The organism is Streptomyces thermocarboxydus, assembly GCF_024760485.1.
GTDB classification, from domain to species: Bacteria; Actinomycetota; Actinomycetes; order Streptomycetales; family Streptomycetaceae; genus Streptomyces; species Streptomyces cellulosae.
Genome location: NZ_CP058273.1, coordinates 6,278,111 through 6,296,292 on the forward strand (window position 1 = coordinate 6,278,111; position 18,182 = coordinate 6,296,292).

An 18,182-nucleotide genomic window follows, 5' to 3' on the forward strand; every position below is an offset into this window, starting at 1 on the left:
CCCGTGTCCTACAGGTCCTTGATCCGCACGTCCCGGAAAGAGACGACGTCCGTCGTGCTGTGCACCTGCAGTCCGACGTAGCCGGAGGCGTACCGCCGCCCGTCCGTGCCCGGGTCGTCCGAGCGCGGCGGGGAGAAGTCCAGACCGCCGATGTTGTCGAACTCGTTGATCAGCACACCGTTGCGGTAGACCTCGTAGTGCTGGTCCACCACCCGGATCTCGTAGTCGTTCCAGGTGCCCTTCTGCGTGACGCCCGCGCCGGCCAGGCCCACACGGTCGAAGCCGTACACCGAGCCCGTCTTGTACATGTCGCCGGTGGGCGAGTCGAACACCTGGACCTCGTGCCCGAACTTGATGGCCGCCCACTCGGGCCGGGGCTCCTCCGGGTGGTCGTGGATCTGCGGGAACCGCACGAACACACCGGAGTTGGCGTTGCCCGTGCCCGGGGCGTCGTCACGCCACTGGAGCTTCAGCGAGAAGTCGCCGTACTTGCGCTCCGGGAACCACAGCATGCCGAGCCCGTCCCGGGCGGTGCCCGAGGTGATCGACCCGTCCGGGTTCAGGCTGAACGAACCGCCGCCCACCTGCTCCCACTTGGCGAACGACGCCTCGGTGCCGTCCAGGATGGTGCGGTAGCCCTCGGTCTGGCCGGGCGTGCCGATGCCGGACTGCCGGGCCGCCTTGTTGATCGCCCGGTACTCCCGCCGGTCGACGACCCCTTCCTTCTTCAGCGCGTCCAGCACGGTCCTGACGTGCTTCAGGAACAGCGCCTGCGAGGTCCACTCCTTCTCGTCCTCGATCATCTCGCCGATCCGGCACCGGTTGTTGGTGACCCGGTTCGGCACGCCCGAGTCGACCGTGCCGACGATCACCGTCAGCCGCTCGTCGTACTCGGGGCAGGGAGGCGCGGGCACGCTGCCTGACACCACCGTGAAGCTCACCGTGAGCGGCTCGGAGGTGTTGCCGGCCTCGTCGGTCGCCCGGTAGGCCACGGTGTGCCGGCCCACCCGGTCGACCACCACGGGGCCGGTGTACTCAAGGTACGGCCCGGCGTCGAGCGAGTACTCGATCCGTGCCACACCGGAGCCGCCGTGCCCGTCGTCGGCGCTGACCGTGACCGTGGCGCGTCCGAGGTAGGCGCCGTCGGAGTTCTTCGTGCCCTGCAGGGTGACGCCGGTGGTGGGCGGGGTGGTGTCCTGCGGGGGAGCGGCGACGACCGTGAACTCCACGCTCTTCTCCGCCGCCGCGTTGCCCGCCTTGTCGGTCGCCCGGTAGCGGACGGTGTGCGTGCCCGTCTCGTGCACCATCACCGGACCGGAGTACGGCTGCCAGGCGCCGTCCGCGCCGAGCGCGTACTCGATGGTGTTGACGCCGGAGCCCGTGTCGGACGCGGTGACGGTGACCGTCGCCATGTCGATGTAGTGGCCGTCGGCGTTCTTCTCGCCGTCCACGGTCGCCGAGGTCTCCGGCGGCGTGGTGTCGTCCGTCGGCGGGGCGACGACGGTGAACTCGGCGCTCTTCTCCTCCGACACGTTGCCGGCCTTGTCCAGGGCGCGGTAGCGGACGGTGTGCGCGCCGACCTGGTCGATCACGACCGGGGCGGTGTAGGGCTGCCAGACCTCCTCGTCGTCGAGCACGTACTCGACGTGGTCCACGCCCGACCCCTCGTCCGTGGCCTCGAGGGCCACGGTCGCGGCGCCGACGTACGCGCCCGCGTCGTTCCGCGTGCCGGTCACCTTCGCCGTGACCTCGGGCGCGGTGGTGTCCTCGCCGCCGCCCTCGGTGACCGTCAGCACGCCCTGCATCGACCCGTGGCCGGGGATGGTGCAGTGGTAGAGGTACTTGCCCGGGGTGAGGGTGACCTCCGCGGTGTGCCGGCCGCCCTGCGCGTCGGACGGGTTGGCCAGGATGTTCAGCTGGACGTCGCTGTTGTACTCCGGGTCGGAGGTCACGAACGTCAGGGTGTGCGGCATGCCGGTGGTGTTGCCGGTGGCCTCACTGTTCTCGAAGACGATCGTCGCGGGACCTGCCACCGCGGTGGCAGGCGCCGACACGTACTGGTCGATGCCGTCGCCGGCGGTCCAGGTGAGGACCTGGGCCGCCGCGCGGGCGTCCTCGGCCTTCGGCTGCCCGGCGGCGGGCAGCGCCTGCAGGCCGAGCATCATCATCAGGCCGGCCAGCAGCGCGGCCCACACTCTTGGTCGACGTATCACTGCGTCCCCCTCGCCAGCAGGCCGGCGGCCGGGGTCGGCCCGCCGCCCGTGTAGGTGACGCGCCACAGCGCGGACTTGGCGTCGGAGGTGAAGAACCCTCGCCCGTAGTCCAGCACATACAGCGCACCGTCCGGACCGAACGTCCAGCCCATCAGGTTCTTGATGCCGTCGTTGCCGACCGGCACGATCTTCTTCAGGGACTCCGAGTGCACCGGCAGACCGCCGTCGCCCTGCGTCCTCGGGTCCATCAGCACGGCGTTGCGCGGCTGGTCGGCGTCGTAGAAGTCGCCGACGAACCACTTGCCGTCCCAGTACGCGGGCCACTTGACGTCACTGGGGTTCGTGTCGTCGTAGCGGTACACCGGGCCGTTCATCGCGGCCTGCCCGCCGCCCTTGAGCCACGGCAGCCGGTAGGCGGCCTCCTCCGCCTTGTAGGAGGGGATGCCGTTCGCGTCGCGCGGGAAGTCCGGGCCGCCGCCCTGCGGCGAGTACCAGATGTTGTTGCCGGTCACCGGCGGCAGGTTGACCAGGCCGTCGTTGTTCGGCGACTCGTTCTTCGGGTGGTCGCAGTCGTACCAGCCGAGCGGCTGGGACGGGTCGGGCAGGTTGCGGTCCCGGTAGGGCTGCTTGTTGCCCATGCAGTACGGCCAGCCGCGGTTGGACGCCTTGGTGATGACGGCGAACGTGTCGTACTTGGCCGGGCCCCAGGTCGCCGACGGGGCGCCCGCGTCGGGGCCGACCCAGCCCGCGTAGAGGATGTCCGTCTTCTTGTCGACGGAGATGCGCGCCGGGTTGCGCACGCCCATCACATAGATCTCGCCGCGGGTCTTGCCGCCGCCCTCGTCGGTCTCCTTGCCGGTGAACAGGTTGCCCTCGGGGAGGGTGTACGTGCCGTCCGGCTCGGGGTGGATGCGCAGGATCTTGCCGTTGAGGTTGTTGGTGTTGCCGGCGGTGCGGCGCGCGTCGGCGAAGGACACGCCCTTGTAGTTCGGCTCCGGGTTGTTGCCGGAGTAACCGCCGCTGAAACCGCTGGAGTTGTTGTCACCGGTGGCGATGTACAGGTTGCCCTTGGAGTCCCAGGCCATCCCGCCGCCCGCGTGGCAGCAGCTGTGGATCTGCACCGGCCACTTCAGCAGCACCTTCTCGCTGCTCAGGTCCAGCTTGTCGGTGGCCTGGTCGAGCGTGAAGCGGGAGACCCGCCGCTCGGCCATGTGCTTCTCCCGGTCGATCCCCGAGTGCGGGGTCCAGTGGAGGTACACCCACCCGTTCTGCTCGAACTTCGGGTCGAGTTCGATGCCGAGCAGGCCCTCCTCGACCTTCGTCAGTTCGTCGCCGCCGCCCTTGTTGCCGAAGACGGTGAGCGCCCCGGCGAGGGTGACCTCCTTGGTCTTCGGGTCGTAGACGTGGATCTCGCCCTTGCCCTTGCCGACGTCGGGGTCGTTCCAGTCGGTGACGACCGGCTGCGAGGCGTCGGCGCCGCCGCGGCCGATGGAGAACACGCGGCCGTCGGGCGCGGTGACCAGGCCGTGCGGCTCGCCGATCTGGTCGTTCTGGCCGGGCTGGTTGGGCTTGGTGAGCCGCTCCGCCTTGTAGTTGCCGGTGATGGTCGCCTTGCAGTCCGCCTGCACCAGGCGGGTGGTCCACAGCAGGGCGCCGCGCAGATGCTCGCGGAAGTCGGTCTCGTCGTACGACGACACCGTGCCGCCCATGCCGGTGTAGAAGGAGCGGCCGCCGTCGTAGTCGCGGCACCAGCTGACCGGGTGGTCCCAGCCGTTGGCGCCGGAGCCCGGCTTGTAGGTCGACTCGCGCACGCGGGCCACCGTGTGGACGTCGCCGGACGGGTTCTTCACCCAGTTCAGCCACTTGTCGGGCCGCTTCCACTCCAGCGGCAGGGTCCTGGTCGCCGGGTGCACCCGGTCGCCGACCTCCACGGTCGCCCGCTGCACCGTCGCCTGCCCCGCGGCGGGGCGGGCGCCGATCAGACCGGTGAACCAGTCCGAGTACGGCTCCGCGCGGGCCGCGTCGTGCAGACCGACGAACCCGCCGCCGGCCTCCATGTAGGCCTCGAGGCCCGCCTCCTGCTCCGGGTCGAGGACGTCCCCGCCGCCGGTGAGGAACACGATCGCGTTGAAACGGCTCAGCTTCGTGTCGTTGGTGAAGACCCGCGGGTCGCCCGTGGCGGTCACCGTGAAGCGCTGGTTCTCCGGACCGGTCTGCCCGATCCGCTCGATCGCCGCGATCCCGGCGTTCACCAGAGGCGACTCGTCGCCGCCGGCCGCCGAGCCGTAGAACAGCAGCACACGTACGTTCGCGCCGCCGGGCGGCGACTTGATGGACATCGTTGTCAGGGACGGATCCGGGGCCGGACGCGCGCTGGCGGCGGGACCCGACAGCAGTCCGGCGGCGACGACGCCGGCGGCCACCGTGGCGGCCCAGGCGCGTCGTCTCGTTCTCGTCCTTCGTGCGTTCGAGTTACTCGACGTGTCCAACCCTCTTAACCGCATGGGTTCGTGATGCGATGTGGACCGCACGTGGCCACCCACCCCTCCTCGGTCGCAGCAACAGCGTCAAGGAAGCTAGACCTCTTTGCGCCAGACGCCAATACCTATCGCAGCAATCAACCGAACTTTGTCCTGAGTGTGGATAAACCGTGGGTCGGCCGCTACGGTTTCACAGGTTCATGACAGCCACATGGGGAGTTCGGCATGGACAGACGCGGTTTCAACCGACGGGTAATCCTGGGCGGCGCCGCGGTGGCGACGACATCGTTGTCCACCGCATCCGAGGCCGCGAGCGCCTCCACCACGGCGAGAACCGCGCCCGCCGGGGGCGAGGTACGCCGGATCAAGATGTACGCCGAGCGCCTGTCCGGCGGGCGGATGGGCTACGGCTTCGAGAGGGGCAAGGCGTCCGTCCCCGGCCCGCTGATCGAGCTCAACGAGGGCGACACCCTGCACATCGAGTTCGAGAACACCATGGACGTCCCGGTCAGCCTGCACGTCCACGGCGTCGACTACGAGATCTCCAGCGACGGCACCCGGCAGAACAAGAGCGCCGTCGAGCCCGGCGGCACCCGCGTCTACACCTGGCGCACCCATAAGCCGGGCCGGCGCGAGGACGGCACCTGGCGGGCGGGCAGCGCCGGCTACTGGCACTACCACGACCACGTCGTCGGCACCGTGCACGGCACCGGCGGCATCCGCAACGGCCTCTACGGGCCGGTCGTCGTGCGCCGCAAGGGCGACATCCTGCCGGACGCCACCCACACCATCGTCTTCAACGACATGACGATCAACAACAAGCCGCCGCACTCGGGGCCCGACTTCGAGGCAACGATGGGCGACCGGGTCGAGATCGTCATGATCACGCACGGCGAGTACTACCACACGTTCCACATGCACGGTCATCGCTGGGCCGACAACCGCACCGGCATTCTCACCGGGCCCGACGACCCCACCCGGGTCGTCGACACCAAGATCTGCGGCCCTGCCGAGTCCTTCGGCTTCCAGGTCATCGCGGGGGAGGGGGTGGGCGCGGGCGCGTGGATGTACCACTGCCATGTCCAGAGCCACTCCGACATGGGCATGGTCGGCCTGTTCCTGGTCAAGAAACCCGACGGGACCATTCCCGGCTACGACCCGCACGAGCACGCACGCACTGCGTCCTCCGGGGAGAAGTCCGGGCACGCGCACTGACAGGAGCGGCCCGCACGCGGCGAGAGCGCTCTCGCCGCCGGGCCGGTCGGGGCTATCCTTTCGGCCAACCGCCAGGTGAGGAGCCCCGAAGTGAGCGAGAGTGCGCCGCGTCCCACGCTGGAGGCCGTGGCCGCGCGGGCCGGGGTCTCCCGGGCCACCGTGTCCCGTGTGGTCAACGGCTCCGACGGAGTGCGCGAACCCCTGGCCGAACGCGTCCGGCGCGCGGTGGACGAACTCGGCTACGTCCCCAACCAGGCCGCTCGCAGCCTCGTCACCCGGCGCCACGACGCCGTCGCCGTCATCGTGGCCGAGCCGGAGACCCGGGTCTTCGCCGACCCGTTCTTCGCCCGGCAGCTGCGCGGCATCAGCAAGGAACTCACCGCCCACGACAACCAGCTGGTCCTGCTGCTCACCGAGGACCGCGACGATCACGCGCGCGTCGCCCGCTACCTGGCCGGCGGACACGTCGACGGCGCGCTGGTGTTCTCCCTGCACATCGACGACCCGCTGCCCGGACTGATCCAGCGCGCCGGACTGCCCACGGTGTTCGGCGGCCGGCCGCACTGGAACGGCGGCGAGGACGGCGTCCGCTACGTCGACACCGACAACCGGGGCGGCGCCCGCGACGCCGTACGCCATCTCCTCGGCCTCGGCCGCCGCCGCATCGCGCACATCACCGGCGCCCTCGACCAGACCTCGGCGGTGGACCGGCTCGACGGCTTCCGGGACGTCATGGCGGACCCCGACCCGGCGCTCGTCGAGGAAGGTGACTTCACCGCCGCGAGCGGCGAGCGGGCGATGCGGGAACTGCTCGGCCGCCGCCCCGACCTGGACGCGGTGTTCGCCGGCAACGACCTGATGGCGGCGGGCGCGCTGCGGGCGCTGCGCGAGCACGGCCGGCGGGTGCCCGACGACGTCGCCGTGGTCGGCTTCGACGACATGCTGCCGATCGCCGAACAGACCGAGCCCCCGCTCACCACGGTCCGTCAGGACATCGAGGAAATGGGCCGCCTGATGGCCCGCCTGCTCCTGCGCGACCTGGACCGCGGCGCCACGACCGACGAGAGCGAGGGCGCGGGGCCGGCCGGGGTGGTGCTGCCGGTGACGCTGGTCCGCAGGGACTCGGCGTAGCGCCTGTCCGGCGGATCGAGCCGGCGCGGGGGAGCGGCCCCGTGGAACCCGGGCGAGCGGGGTCGGGCGCGGCCGGCAGCGGTGCCCGCCTGTGGGCACAGCAGCCCGCCGCCGAACTCCCCCCGTCGGCGGCGCGGCCTGTCGGCCGCGCCCGCCATGACCTCCGACGCCGGCGACCTCGCCCGCCTCACCCCTGCAAGCCGGAGCAGGCTGTCGACGCGACGGGGCCCCGCCCGGGCGCGGCCGACAGTGGGGACGCCGGCGACCGAGGACGACGCTGCCGGGGCCCACGCCGGGCAGTGGAGGCATGCCCGGCCCCGCGTCCCCGGCATGATCCGCCGGCTCTCCCTCCGCCCCCGCTCGGCCCTGGGCCGTCCGGGTGCCGTCCCGGTGATTGTCGGTGGGGGGTGGAAGACTCGGCGGAGCAGGCGACGGGACTCCCCTCTGGAGGCACCATGCTCACCACCCGCTTCGTCGACGGCGCGCCCTGCTGGATCGACGTCGCCGCGCCCGACCCCGAGGGCGCCGCGTCCTTCTACCGCGCCCTGTTCGGCTGGTCGTACCGCTCCGCCGGACCCGAGGGCGGCGGCTACGGCTTCCTCGAGCGGGCGGGCCGGATCGTCGCGGGCTGCGCCCCGCTGACCGGCGACCGGGGCCCGGCCGCCTGGACCGTGTACTTCCGCAGCTCCGACGCCGACGCCACCGCTGAAGCGGTCCGCAGGGCCAGGGGAAGCGTGCCGGCCCCGCCGGTCACCGTCGGGGAGCAGGGCAGGTCGGCGGTCCTCGCCGACCAGATGGGCGCCTCCTTCGGCGTGTGGCAGCCGGGCAAGCGCGAGGGCCTTGAGTCGGCCGGCGAGGCGGGCAGCCTCTGCTGGGCCGAGCTGTACACGCCGGACATCGCCCGCGCCGCCGCCTTCTACCACACGGTCCTCGGCTGGGAGACGTCCGCGGTGAGTTTCCCCGGCGGCGTCTACACCTCCGTCAGCCCGCAGGGGACGGGGGAGGAAGGCGCGTTCGGCGGGATGGTGCCGCTGGCCGACGACCCCGTCGAGGCGGCGGAGAACCGCCCTCACTGGCTGCCGTACATCGGCGCCGAGGACCCGGACGCCGTGGCCGCGCGCGCCGCAGAGCTGGGCGGACGGGTGCGGATGCCCCCCACCTCGATCCCCGGGGTGGGCCGGCTGGCCCGCCTGGAGGACCCGTACGGCGCGCGCTTCGCGGTGCTCAGGGCGACCCGCGGGAGACCTGACGTGCGGCGCGCCGCCGTGCGCGGCCGGGGTGCAGGGCGTCATCATCGTGGCCGCCGTGCGGGTTCCGCCGGGCCGGGGCCGCCGCTCCGGGGCCCGGCGTTGATGCCGCGTTGATCGAACGTTTTTCCCGCTCGGGCACGCTTCCGGCCATGCACACCGACACATTGACGCCGCCCGACCTCACCTGGCAGGAGGAGGCGCTGTGCGCGCAGACCGGGGGAGACTTCTTCTTCCCCGAGCCCGGCAGCTCGGTCCGTGAGGCCAAGCGCATCTGCGGCCTGTGCCCGATCCGCGCGACCTGCCTGGAGTACGCCCTCACGCACGACATGCGCTTCGGCGTGTGGGGCGGCCTGTCGGAGAAGGAACGCCACGCCCTGCGGCGCGGCGACTCCCGCTAGTGACCTGAGTCGGAGATTCGTCGGCAGTAGGCGGCGACTTTGTCGAGGATCTCGTCGGCGGTCTTCGTCCAGATGAACGGTCTGGGGTGTTCGTTCCAGTCGGCGAGCCAGCTGCGGATGTCCCGTTCCAGGGCTTGGACGGAGCGGTGGACGCCACGCTTGAGCTTCTTCTGCGTGAGCTCGGCGAACCACCGCTCCACGAGGTTCAGCCAGGACGAACTCGTCGGTGTGAAGTGGAGATGGAAGCGGGGGTGGGCCAGCAGCCACTGCTTGATGGCAGGCGTCTTGTGGGTGACGTAGTTGTCCAGGATCAGATGGACATCGAGGTCAGCAGGGACTTCCTTGTCGAGTTTCGTCAGGAACTTCTTGAACTCGACGGCCCGGTGGCGCCGGTGGAGGGAGCCGATAACCTTGCCGGTGGCGACCTCCAAGGCAGCGAACAGGGTGGTGGTGCCGGCCCGGACGTAATCGTGACTGCGGCGTTCGGGGGTGCCGGGAACCATCGGCAGCACGGGCTGGGACCGGTCGAGAGCCTGGATCTGGGACTTCTCGTCCACGCAGAGCACCAGAGCCTTCTCCGGCGGGTCGAGGTAGAGGCCCACGACATCGCGGACCTTGTCGATGAACAGCGGGTCCGTGGACAGCTTGAACGTCTGCGACCGGTGCGGCGCGAGCGCGAACGCCCGCCAGATCCGCGAGATCGCGGACTGCGACATGCCCGTGGCCGCCGCCATCGACCTGGTCGACCAGTGGGTCGCGTTCTTCGGCTTCTCCTCCAGCGTCTTGACGATGACCCGCTCGACGTCCGCGTCGGTGATCTTCCTCGGGACACCGGGCCGCGGCTCATCGGACAGGCCGTCCAGGCCCCGTTCGAGGAAACGCCGCCGCCAGGTGCGGACCGTGTCCGGAGTGACCCGCAGTCGACGGGACACCTCCATGATCGAGTGCCCCTCGGCGCACTCCAGCACGATCCGCGACCGCTGGGCCAGCGCCTGAGCCGTCGTGCGACGACGCACCCAGCCCTCCAGCACGGCCCGCTGGGCATCGGTCACCGACAACGGCGGAATCTTCGGACCCGGACGACTCATACCGAACCAACGACGAATCTCCGACTCAGGTCACTAGGGCCTGTCCGGCGGATCAAGTCGGGGGAAAGGCGCAGCGTCGTGCAACCCAGGTGAGCGGGGTCTGGTGCGTCCAGCTGCAAGGCGGAGGAGGGAGTCGACGCGGAGCGTCGGCGAGTGACGACAACGCCGCAGATGGGCGTGCCAGACCCCGCGTCCTCGGCGTGATCCGCCGGACCGGCCCTAGAACCGCCCCGGAGCGATGCGGCTCAGCCGGCGGCGCGGGCCGCCATGCGGGCCTTGCGGGCGGCGAGCTTCTCGTCGAACTTGCGCGCCTCGGAGTCCAGCCCGCCGAGGAACATACCCAGTTCCTCCTGCGCCTTGAGGCCCTCCGGGCCCAGCCCGTCGATCTCCATGATCTTCAGGAAGCGCAGCACCGGCTGCAGCACGTCGTCGTGGTGGATGCGCAGGTTGTACACCTCGCCGATGGCCATCTGCGCGGCAGCCCGCTCGAAGCCGGGGATGCTGTGGCCGGGCATGCGGAAGTTGACCACCACGTCGCGCACGGCCTGCATCGTCAGGTCGGGGGCGAGCTCGAACGCCGCCTTCAGCAGGTTCCGGTAGAACACCATGTGCAGGTTCTCGTCGGTCGCGATGCGCGCCAGCATCCGGTCGCAGACCGGGTCGCCGGACTGGTGACCGGTGTTGCGGTGCGAGATGCGGGTGGCCAGCTCCTGGAAGGCCACGTAGGCGACGGAGTGCAGCATCGAGTGCCGGTTGTCCGACTCGAAGCCCTCGCTCATGTGCGCCATGCGGAACTGCTCGAGCTTGTCCGGGTCCACGGCGCGCGAGGCGAGCAGGTAGTCGCGCATCACGATGCCGTGGCGGCCCTCCTCGGCGGTCCAGCGGTGCACCCAGGTGCCCCAGGCGCCGTCGCGGCCGAACAGGGAGGCGATCTCGTGGTGGTAGCTGGGGAGGTTGTCCTCCGTCAGCAGGTTCACCACGAGCGCGATGCGGCCGACCTCGGTGACCTTCGACTGCTCCTTGTCCCAGGCCTCGCCGTCCTCGAAGAAGCCCGGGAAGTTGCGTCCGTCGCTCCACGGCACGTACTCGTGCGGCATCCAGTCCTTGGCGACCTTCAGGTGCCGGTTGAGCTCCTTCTCGACCACTTCCTCCAGCGCGTACAGCAGCCGGGCGTCGGTCCAGACGGAGGGGCTGCCGATGTGGGCAGGAGTGAGTGTCACGGGTGGCTCCAGGGGGACGGGGACATGCGGACGTGCCGGCGAGCGGTGCCGGACAACCTACGGCATCGTAGGCTACGTACCCGTAGGTTACGAAGCCGTAGGCTAAGGGCGCCGTAAAAGGCCGCTGACCAGCGAAACGTCCCGCCCGCTGGAGGCCGGTCAGGCGTACAGGTCCCGCAGCCGCACCGACAGACAGGTCACGCAGCCCTCGAGCTTCTCGAACTCGCCGATGTCCACCGGCACCGGCTCGTAGCCGAGGTCCGCGAACAGCTCGGCCGTCTTCGGGGCGCTCGCCGCCATCAGCAGCTTGTCGCCGCCGAGGCACACCACGTGCGCCCCGGACGGCTCCGGCACCGGCAGGAACCGCGGGAACAGCGACGGCGCGTCCATGTGCGGGATGTGCCCGACGATCGTCCCGTCGGGCAGCGCGGTGACCGCCGACTTCAGATGCAGCACCTTGGCGACCGGCACGGCCACCACCCGCGCGCCCAGCGGCTCGAACGCGGCCCGCACCTGCTGCACCCCGGCCGCGTTGGTGCGCCCGCCGCGGCCGACGTACACCGTGTCGCCGATCTTCAGGACGTCGCCGCCGTCCAGCGTGCCCGGCTCCCACACCCAGTTCACCGAGCAGCCCAGGGATGCCACGGCCTCCTCGACGCCGAGGGTCTCCGCGCGCCGCGACTCGGCGCCGGAGCGGGCGATCAGCGCCACGTTGCGGAACATCACCACCGTGTCCTCGACGAACACGGAGTCCGGGCAGTCGTCGGCCGGGTCCACCTCGACGGTCTCCCAGCCGTGCGCCCGCAACGCCTCCGTGTACGCCTCCCACTGCCGCACGGCGAGGTCGACGTCCACCTCCTCCCGCTCGACATGGGTCACCAGCCCCTCGGCGAGGCAGGGCGCGGGACGGCGGACGAGGGCCTTCTTGCTGGGCACGGGTTCGCCTTTCAGGATCGGACGTGCTGACGGTCGGGGGCGTCTGAGCCCGTGCGGGGCCGGCCGGCCACGGGCCCCGGCCCCGCCATCATGCAGTCCGCCGCCCGACGGGACCACCCCGGGCCCCGATGAGATGTACCACGGGTAACCCGCTTCGGCCCACGGCACGTGAAGCCGTCCCGCCGAGTCATGCCGCGGACGCTAGTCGGAGTACCCGACAGCCTCCGGCGTGATCTCCTTCAGCTCTCCTTCCTCCACCATCAGCCAGCGCGTGATGCCGATCGACTCCAGGAATGGCAGGTCGTGACTGGCCACGACCAGCGCACCCTCGAACGACTCCAGCGCCGTGGTGAGCTGCCGGACGCTCGCCATGTCCAGGTTGTTCGTCGGCTCGTCCAGCATCAGCAGCTGCGGCGCGGGCTCCGCCAGCATCAGCGCCGCCAGGGTCGCCCGGAAGCGCTCGCCGCCGGACAGCGTGGCCGCCTGCTGGTCGGCGCGGGCGCCCCGGAACAGGAAGCGGGCCAGCCGCGCCCTGATCCGGTTGTTGGTGGCGCCCGGCGCGAACCGCGCCACATTCTCCGCCACCGTCAGCTCCGGGTCGAGGACGTCGAGCCGCTGCGGCAGGAACCGCAGCGGGACGTGCGCCGTCGCCTCGCCCGACACCGGGGGCAGCTCCCCGGCGATCGTGCGCAGCAGCGTCGTCTTCCCGGCGCCGTTCCGCCCGATCAGCGCCACCCGCTCCGGCCCCCGCAGGTCGAGACCTTTCACCCGGGCGCCGTACGCCGGCTCCAGGTCCATCAGCGTGAGGACCTGGCGCCCCGGCGGCACGGCGGTGTACGGCAGGTCGACGCGGATCTCGTCGTCGTCCCGCACCGCCTCCACCGCGTCGTCGAGCCGCTCCTTGGCCTCGGCGAGCTTCTCCTCGTGCATGATGCGGTGCTTGCCCGCGGAGACCTGCGCCGCGCGCTTGCGCGCACCCATGACGATCTTCGGTTCGCGTTTCTGCTCGAACATCTTCTGGCCGTACCGCTTGCGGCGGGCCAGCTTGACCTGGGCCTCGGTCAGTTCACGCTTCTGCTTGCGCAGATCGGCCTCGGCGACGCGCACCATGCGCTCGGCCGCCTCCTGCTCCACGGCGAGGGCCTCCTCGTACGCGGTGAAGTTGCCGCCGTACCAGTGGATGCCGCCCGGGCGCAGGTCGGCGATCTGGTCGACCAGGTCGAGCAGTTCCCGGTCGTGGCTCACCACGACCAGGACGCCCTGCCAGTTCTCGACGGCCGCGTAGAGCCGTCTGCGGGCGTACAGGTCGAGGTTGTTGGTGGGTTCGTCGAGCAGCAGCACGTCGGGACGGCTCAGCAGCAGCGCGGCCAGCCGCAGCATGACCGACTCGCCGCCGGACACCTCGCCGACGGTGCGGTCCAGGCCGATGTGGCCCAGGCCCAGCTCGCCGAGCGTGGCCAGGGCGCGCTCCTCGACGTCCCAGTCGTCGCCGACGGTCTCGAAGTGCTCCTCCGCCACGTCGCCCGCCTCGATGGCGTGCAGCGCGGCCCGCTTCTCCGCGATGCCGAGGGCCTCGTCGACCCGCAGCGCGGTGTCCAGTGTGACGGTCTGCGGCAGCCGGCCCACCTCGCCGGACACCTTGACGGAGCCGTCCGTGGGGGTGAGCTCCCCGGCGATCAGTTTGAGCAGGGTCGACTTGCCCGAGCCGTTGACTCCGACGAGGCCGGTGCGGCCGGGGCCGAAGGCCGCGTCGAGGTCCTCGAAGACGACGCTGCCGTCGGGCCAGGTGAAGGAGAGGGAGTGACAGGTGAGTGAAGCTGACATGCGGGCCTCCGCGGTTGCACGGTTCGATCAGGGGCACACGCGTATCGAGACACCGCGGGACGACGACCGGCTGCCGGGGAGGACATCCGTGGCATGAGAAAGGCCCCGTTGCGGAGGGACCGCAAGGACGGCTCGAACGCCGAGGTCGCACGCGGCGCACACACCTGACCGGTGTGAGGCGGTGTCTCAGAACCTCAGACGAGCAACGTCCTTCTCCCATCGACGGCAACAGAACCGCCGACGACGTTACGCACGGCCGCACCGGCCGTCAACGTGTTTTTTCCGGACCCCGTGGACCCCGTGGACCCCGTGTCCCCGCACCGAGGAGGCCTCGTGCCCAACGGCCCGCTCTCCCTGCCGGCCCGTCTGTGCCTGCTGGCCTGGGACCTCGACCCCACCCGGGCCGCCCCCGTGGTGCGGGCCGGCGCCCTGGCCGATCTCGTGCGGCGCGGCCTGCTGGTCGACGACGACGGCATCGCGACCCCGCGCGACCTGGACTCCCGCACCGGCGACCCGGCTCTGGACGGCCTCCTCGAACTGGTCAGCGAGTCCTTCCCGCACGGCTGGCGTACCTGGGTGACGCTGCACGCCCGGCACACGCTGGACGCGGTCCGCGAGCACCTGGTCGCCGAGGGGGTGCTCCGGGCCGAGAAGCACCGGGTGCTGGGCGTGTTCCCGTCGGTGGACCACGTCCTCGCGGACACGGCCCGCGCGGACGCCCTCCGGACGGAGGCCCAGGAGGTTCTGTCGGGCGCGGTCACCCCTGACGAGACCACGGCGACGGTCCTCACCCTGGCCGCGGCGGCGGACCTTCCGGTCGCGGCTTCGGGCACGGTGCCGATGGTGCCGACGGACCTCGCTTCCGCGGCCGTCCTCCACGAACTGGAAGCGGGCCTGAGGGACGCGGCGCCGGCGCTGCCCAAGGGCCGCTGAAGCCCCGCAGCGGCAAACGGCCAGGCGCCCCGCGTCACCCGGGGTGCCTGGCCGTGCGTCGCGTTCTCTCGCGTGCCTACGCGTCCCGCATCAGTTCCGCCAGGTCGTGGTCCAGGTCGAGGTGGAGGTGTTCCAGGCCCGTGGGGACGAGTTCGCTCGTGGCCTCCAGGAAGCGGCGCAGTTCGCCGGAGCGGACGTGGATCACCGCCGTGCCCTCCGGGGCGTGGAACTCCAGCACCGTGCGGTCGTAGCCGTACGGGCGCACGCGGACGTCGCCGTCGCCCTCCGGGGCCTCCATGCCCGCAGCGAGCAGGTCACGGGCGAACGTCCAGCACACGTCGACGCCTTCGAGCGTGGCGGGCGCGGGGAAGGTCATGCGGACGGCGAACGGGTCGTCGCCGTCGTAGTGCAGCGTGGCGGGGATGTCGGCCATCCGCGGCGCTGCTGCGACCAGGCGGGCCTCTACGGACTGCTCGATGACGGTGGTCAACGCCTTGCTCCCTCGTGACGGCTGGGCTGGCTTCCGGGCGGTACGTGTCTGTCGGCTACTGGAAGAGACGCTGGAATCGGCCATTCCGTGCGCATGAAGGGCGAGTGACCTCTGTCACCGCCTTCATGCACCCGAGTGACACGTCTCTCCTCCCGTTCCGCACGGGCCACTTGGGGCCGTCCCCGCCGGCGGGCGCCCTGGACGGCGCCCCGCCTGTGGGCTAGCTTCGCCCGCCATGAGGCGCTGGGGAAGCACGCGACGGGTGGGATCTGCGGGACGTACGGGGCGGGGACTGCGGCGGGTGACCGCGGCAGCGGTGGGCGTGACGGCACTCGCCGCGCTCACGGCCGTACCCGCCCAGGCACACGGGCCGGAGGGCAAGGACCCTGCCCCGCACTGGTCGTTGAAGGACACCGGCGCCCCCGACGTGCGGTTCCGCGGTCTTGCCGCCGTCAGCCGGGACACCGCATGGGTGGCCGGATCCCTCGGCACCGTGCTGCGCACCACCGACGGCGGACGGACCTGGCGGGACGTGTCCCCGCCCGGCGCGGAGGAGTTGCAGTTCCGGGACGTCGAGGCGTTCGACGCGCGCCGGGCCGTGGTGCTGGCCATCGGGGAGGGCGAGGACTCCCGCGTCTACCGCACCGACGACGGCGGAACCACCTGGACCGAGACCTTCCGCAACCCGGACCCCCGCGCCTTCTACGACTGCGTCACCTTCTTCGACCACCGCCACGGACTCGCCATGAGCGATCCCGTGGACGGCACGTTCCGCATCCTGTCCACCCGCGACGGCGGCCGCTCCTGGACCGTGCTCCCCGACGGCGGCATGCCCCCGGCGCTGGAGGGCGAGGCCGGGTTCGCCGCGAGCGGCCAGTGCCTGGTGTCGTCCGGGCCGAAGGACGTCTGGCTGGCCACCGGGGGAGCCGCCCGCGCCCGCGTGCTGCACTCCGCCGACCGCGGCCGCACCTGGACGGCTACCGACGCCCCGATCCCCGCCGGCGACCCGGCGCGCGGCGTCTTCGCCCTCGCCTTCCGCGACCGCCACCACGGTCTCGCCGTCGGCGGCGACTTCAACCCCGGCCTGCCCTCGCCCGACGCCGCCGCCCGCACCACCGACGCCGGCCGCACCTGGCGCCCGGCCGCCGGATCGCCGCCCGCGTACCGCTCCGGCGTCGCCTGGCTCCCGCACAGCCGCACCGCCGCCCTCGCCGTCGGCCCCACCGGCACCGACCTGACCACCGACGGAGGCCGCACCTGGCGCACCGTCGACACCGGCTCGTACGACACCGTCCACTGCGCGTCCGACCGGGGCTGCTGGGCGGCGGGGGAGAAGGGCAGGGTCGCCCGACTGGAGCAGTGACGCGGGCCGGCGGCACTGCATCCCACGGGCCTGGGTACCCGACCGCTGTACGCGACCGAGCGCTCGCCGAGCGCGAGAGAAAGTGAGCGGACATGCCACGCGGTTCCAGCCCCAAGCGGGAGCGACAGTACGAACACATCAAGGAGAGCGCGGAGGACCGGGGCGAGAGCACCGGGCGCGCCAAGGAGATCGCCGCCCGGACGGTGAACAAGGAACGCGCCCGGTCCGGCGAGTCGAAGACCGCCAGCCGGACGTCGACGCAGGACATGTCCTCCGGCAGGCGCGGCGGCCAGCGGTCCGGGAAGGGCTCCCAGGGACCGACCCGCGACCAGCTCTACGAAGAGGCCAAGAAGCGGAACATCGAGGGCCGTTCGAACATGAACAAGGGCCAGTTGCAGCGGGCGCTCGGCAAGTGAGCCCCGCGCCTCCGCGCGCAGCGCCCCGCCCTTAGGGCCTGTCCGGCGGATCACGCCGAGGACGCGGGGTCTGGCACGCCCAACTGCGGCGTTGTCGTCACTCGCCGACGCTCCGCGTCGACTCCCTCCTCCGCCTTGCAGCTGGACGCACCAGACCCCGCTCACCTGGGTTGCAAGACGCTGCGCCTTTCCCCCGACTTGATCCGCCGGACAGGCCATAGGCTCGAGGCACCATGACGACCGTACGCACACCGGCCGGGTGGCCGGCCACCGAGGAAGAGGCCCGCGCCGTCCAGGACGCGCTCCGCGCGAAGGTGGTGCTGGACGAACCCGGCCCGGCGCCCGGCACCGGCCATGTGACGGGCGTCGACGTCGCCTACGACGACGAGCGGGACGTGGTCGCCGCGGCGGCCGTCGTGCTGGACTCGGCGACCTTGGACGTCGTCGCCGAGTCCACGGCGCTCGGCCGGGTCTCCTTCCCCTACGTTCCCGGACTCCTCGCCTTCCGCGAGATCCCCACGGTGCTGGCCGCCCTGGAGGCGCTGCCCTGCGCGCCCGGTCTGGTGGTCTGCGACGGCTACGGCCTCGCCCACCCGCGCCGCTTCGGCCTCGCCGGCCACCTCGGCGTCCTCACCGGACTCCCGACGATCGGCGTGGCCAAGAACCCCTTCACCTTCACCTACGACGAGCCCGCCGCCCCGCGCGGCAGCACCTCCCCGCTGCTCGCCGGCACCGAGGAGGTGGGCCGCGCGCTGCGCACCCGGGACGCGGTCAAACCGGTGTTCGTGTCGGTGGGCCACCGGGTGAGCCTGGACAACGCCTGCGCCCACACGCTGGCCCTGACCCCCGCCTACCGCCTCCCCGAGACCACCCGCAGGGCGGACGCCCTGTGCCGCCGCGCCCTCCGCGAGGCAGCACCGGCACTCACGGAGGACTGAGTACGCGTACGGATGTCCGAACACCGGTACGGCGGCAGGGTGTTCGCATGCCGACGCACCGCACCACCCGCCCCCACCGCACCCCGGTCCGCCCGACCACCCGAGCCGTCACGCTGGGCCTGGCCCTGGCGGTGCTGGCGGGGGTGGGCTGGGTGGCGGGCATGATCTACACGCTGATCACCTGGCCACTCTGACCGGGGCGCGTGCGGTGCCCGTCCGGGGGCGCGGCGCCGTGCGGGCAACCCGACGGGCTCGCCGATCAACGCACCAACGGATCGCCGGCAGTG

The 18,182-nt window shown here is 71.7% G+C and carries 16 protein-coding genes; 9 read left to right on the plus strand and 7 right to left on the minus strand.

The window, feature by feature from the left end:
• Positions 1 to 8: 8 nt before the first annotated feature.
• On the minus strand, positions 9 to 2,195 hold the full coding sequence (locus tag AY578_RS28635; RefSeq protein WP_028961053.1) for an OmpL47-type beta-barrel domain-containing protein: 2,187 nt from the start codon (positions 2,193 to 2,195) through the stop codon (positions 9 to 11).
• Between the two features lie 14 nt (positions 2,196 to 2,209).
• The gene (locus tag AY578_RS28640; protein ID WP_028961052.1) at positions 2,210 to 4,636 is read right to left on the minus strand and encodes a ThuA domain-containing protein; all 2,427 of its coding nucleotides are present in this window, start codon (positions 4,634 to 4,636) and stop codon (positions 2,210 to 2,212) included.
• 282 nt (positions 4,637 to 4,918) lie between these two features.
• On the opposite strand from AY578_RS28640, the gene AY578_RS28645 reads away from it, so the two are divergent.
• The 4 genes from AY578_RS28645 (at position 4,919) to AY578_RS28660 (ending at position 8,687) form a co-directional block, all read left to right on the plus strand.
• Positions 4,919 to 5,908, plus strand: coding sequence for a multicopper oxidase domain-containing protein (locus AY578_RS28645; RefSeq protein ID WP_028961051.1), 990 nt, complete (start codon positions 4,919 to 4,921; stop codon positions 5,906 to 5,908).
• 90 nt (positions 5,909 to 5,998) lie between these two features.
• The gene (locus AY578_RS28650) at positions 5,999 to 7,039 is read left to right on the plus strand and encodes a LacI family DNA-binding transcriptional regulator (protein WP_258906053.1); all 1,041 of its coding nucleotides are present in this window, start codon (positions 5,999 to 6,001) and stop codon (positions 7,037 to 7,039) included.
• Positions 7,040 to 7,494: 455 nt separating this feature from the next.
• On the plus strand, positions 7,495 to 8,403 hold the full coding sequence (locus AY578_RS28655) for a VOC family protein (RefSeq protein ID WP_258906054.1): 909 nt from the start codon (positions 7,495 to 7,497) through the stop codon (positions 8,401 to 8,403).
• Between the two features lie 35 nt (positions 8,404 to 8,438).
• A complete protein-coding gene (locus AY578_RS28660) occupies positions 8,439 to 8,687 on the plus strand; it encodes a WhiB family transcriptional regulator (RefSeq protein WP_019524994.1) in 249 nt (82 codons plus the stop codon).
• Here the strand turns inward: AY578_RS28660 and AY578_RS28665 are convergent.
• The 4 genes from AY578_RS28665 to AY578_RS28680 form a co-directional block, all read right to left on the minus strand.
• Positions 8,684 to 9,775 (minus strand): IS630 family transposase, encoded by a 1,092-nt coding sequence (locus tag AY578_RS28665; protein WP_215048594.1) that lies wholly within the window; start codon positions 9,773 to 9,775, stop codon positions 8,684 to 8,686. The genes AY578_RS28660 and AY578_RS28665 overlap by 4 nt on opposite strands.
• A gap of 245 nt (positions 9,776 to 10,020) precedes the next feature.
• On the minus strand, positions 10,021 to 10,995 hold the full coding sequence (locus tag AY578_RS28670) for an acyl-ACP desaturase (protein ID WP_019524993.1): 975 nt from the start codon (positions 10,993 to 10,995) through the stop codon (positions 10,021 to 10,023).
• Between the two features lie 159 nt (positions 10,996 to 11,154).
• Positions 11,155 to 11,931, minus strand: a complete 777-nt coding sequence (ddaH, locus tag AY578_RS28675; RefSeq protein WP_019524992.1) for a dimethylargininase — start codon at positions 11,929 to 11,931, stop codon at positions 11,155 to 11,157.
• Between the two features lie 201 nt (positions 11,932 to 12,132).
• The gene (locus AY578_RS28680) at positions 12,133 to 13,755 is read right to left on the minus strand and encodes an ABC-F family ATP-binding cassette domain-containing protein (RefSeq protein WP_028961048.1); all 1,623 of its coding nucleotides are present in this window, start codon (positions 13,753 to 13,755) and stop codon (positions 12,133 to 12,135) included.
• Positions 13,756 to 14,088: 333 nt separating this feature from the next.
• Here AY578_RS28680 and AY578_RS28685 point away from each other — a divergent pair, with 333 nt between their 5' ends.
• Positions 14,089 to 14,688 (plus strand): GOLPH3/VPS74 family protein, encoded by a 600-nt coding sequence (locus AY578_RS28685; protein WP_136239537.1) that lies wholly within the window; start codon positions 14,089 to 14,091, stop codon positions 14,686 to 14,688.
• 76 nt (positions 14,689 to 14,764) lie between these two features.
• Here AY578_RS28685 and ssgD read toward each other — a convergent pair whose 3' ends face one another.
• Positions 14,765 to 15,178 carry a spore wall synthesis regulator SsgD gene (ssgD, locus tag AY578_RS28690; RefSeq protein WP_019524989.1) on the minus strand — a complete coding sequence of 138 codons (414 nt, stop codon included), beginning with the start codon at positions 15,176 to 15,178 and terminating at the stop codon, positions 14,765 to 14,767.
• 301 nt (positions 15,179 to 15,479) lie between these two features.
• Here ssgD and AY578_RS28695 point away from each other — a divergent pair, with 301 nt between their 5' ends.
• From AY578_RS28695 to mmpA, 4 genes are all read left to right on the plus strand, one after another.
• The gene (locus tag AY578_RS28695; protein WP_258906062.1) at positions 15,480 to 16,541 is read left to right on the plus strand and encodes a WD40/YVTN/BNR-like repeat-containing protein; all 1,062 of its coding nucleotides are present in this window, start codon (positions 15,480 to 15,482) and stop codon (positions 16,539 to 16,541) included.
• Between the two features lie 92 nt (positions 16,542 to 16,633).
• Complete coding sequence (locus AY578_RS28700) at positions 16,634 to 16,957, plus strand: hypothetical protein (RefSeq protein ID WP_019524987.1); 324 nt, start codon at positions 16,634 to 16,636, stop codon at positions 16,955 to 16,957.
• A 233-nt stretch (positions 16,958 to 17,190) separates the two neighbouring features.
• The gene (locus tag AY578_RS28705) at positions 17,191 to 17,895 is read left to right on the plus strand and encodes an endonuclease V (RefSeq protein WP_258906064.1); all 705 of its coding nucleotides are present in this window, start codon (positions 17,191 to 17,193) and stop codon (positions 17,893 to 17,895) included.
• Between the two features lie 47 nt (positions 17,896 to 17,942).
• Positions 17,943 to 18,089 (plus strand): morphogenic membrane protein MmpA, encoded by a 147-nt coding sequence (gene mmpA, locus AY578_RS28710; RefSeq protein ID WP_210638447.1) that lies wholly within the window; start codon positions 17,943 to 17,945, stop codon positions 18,087 to 18,089.
• The last annotated feature ends 93 nt before the right edge of the window (positions 18,090 to 18,182 follow it).

Bases quoted from the DNA above. Each gene is read 5' to 3' on its own strand.
- AY578_RS28645 (WP_028961051.1), top strand. From the start codon at position 4,919: ATGGACAGACGCGGTTTCAACCGACGGGTAATCCTGGGCGGCGCCGCG.
- AY578_RS28700 (WP_019524987.1), top strand. From the start codon at position 16,634: ATGCCACGCGGTTCCAGCCCCAAGCGGGAGCGACAGTACGAACACATC.
- AY578_RS28655 (WP_258906054.1), top strand. From the start codon at position 7,495: ATGCTCACCACCCGCTTCGTCGACGGCGCGCCCTGCTGGATCGACGTC.
- mmpA (WP_210638447.1), top strand. From the start codon at position 17,943: ATGCCGACGCACCGCACCACCCGCCCCCACCGCACCCCGGTCCGCCCG.
- AY578_RS28665 (WP_215048594.1), bottom strand. From the start codon at position 9,775: ATGAGTCGTCCGGGTCCGAAGATTCCGCCGTTGTCGGTGACCGATGCC.
- AY578_RS28705 (WP_258906064.1), top strand. From the start codon at position 17,191: ATGACGACCGTACGCACACCGGCCGGGTGGCCGGCCACCGAGGAAGAG.
- AY578_RS28680 (WP_028961048.1), bottom strand. From the start codon at position 13,755: ATGTCAGCTTCACTCACCTGTCACTCCCTCTCCTTCACCTGGCCCGAC.
- AY578_RS28660 (WP_019524994.1), top strand. From the start codon at position 8,439: ATGCACACCGACACATTGACGCCGCCCGACCTCACCTGGCAGGAGGAG.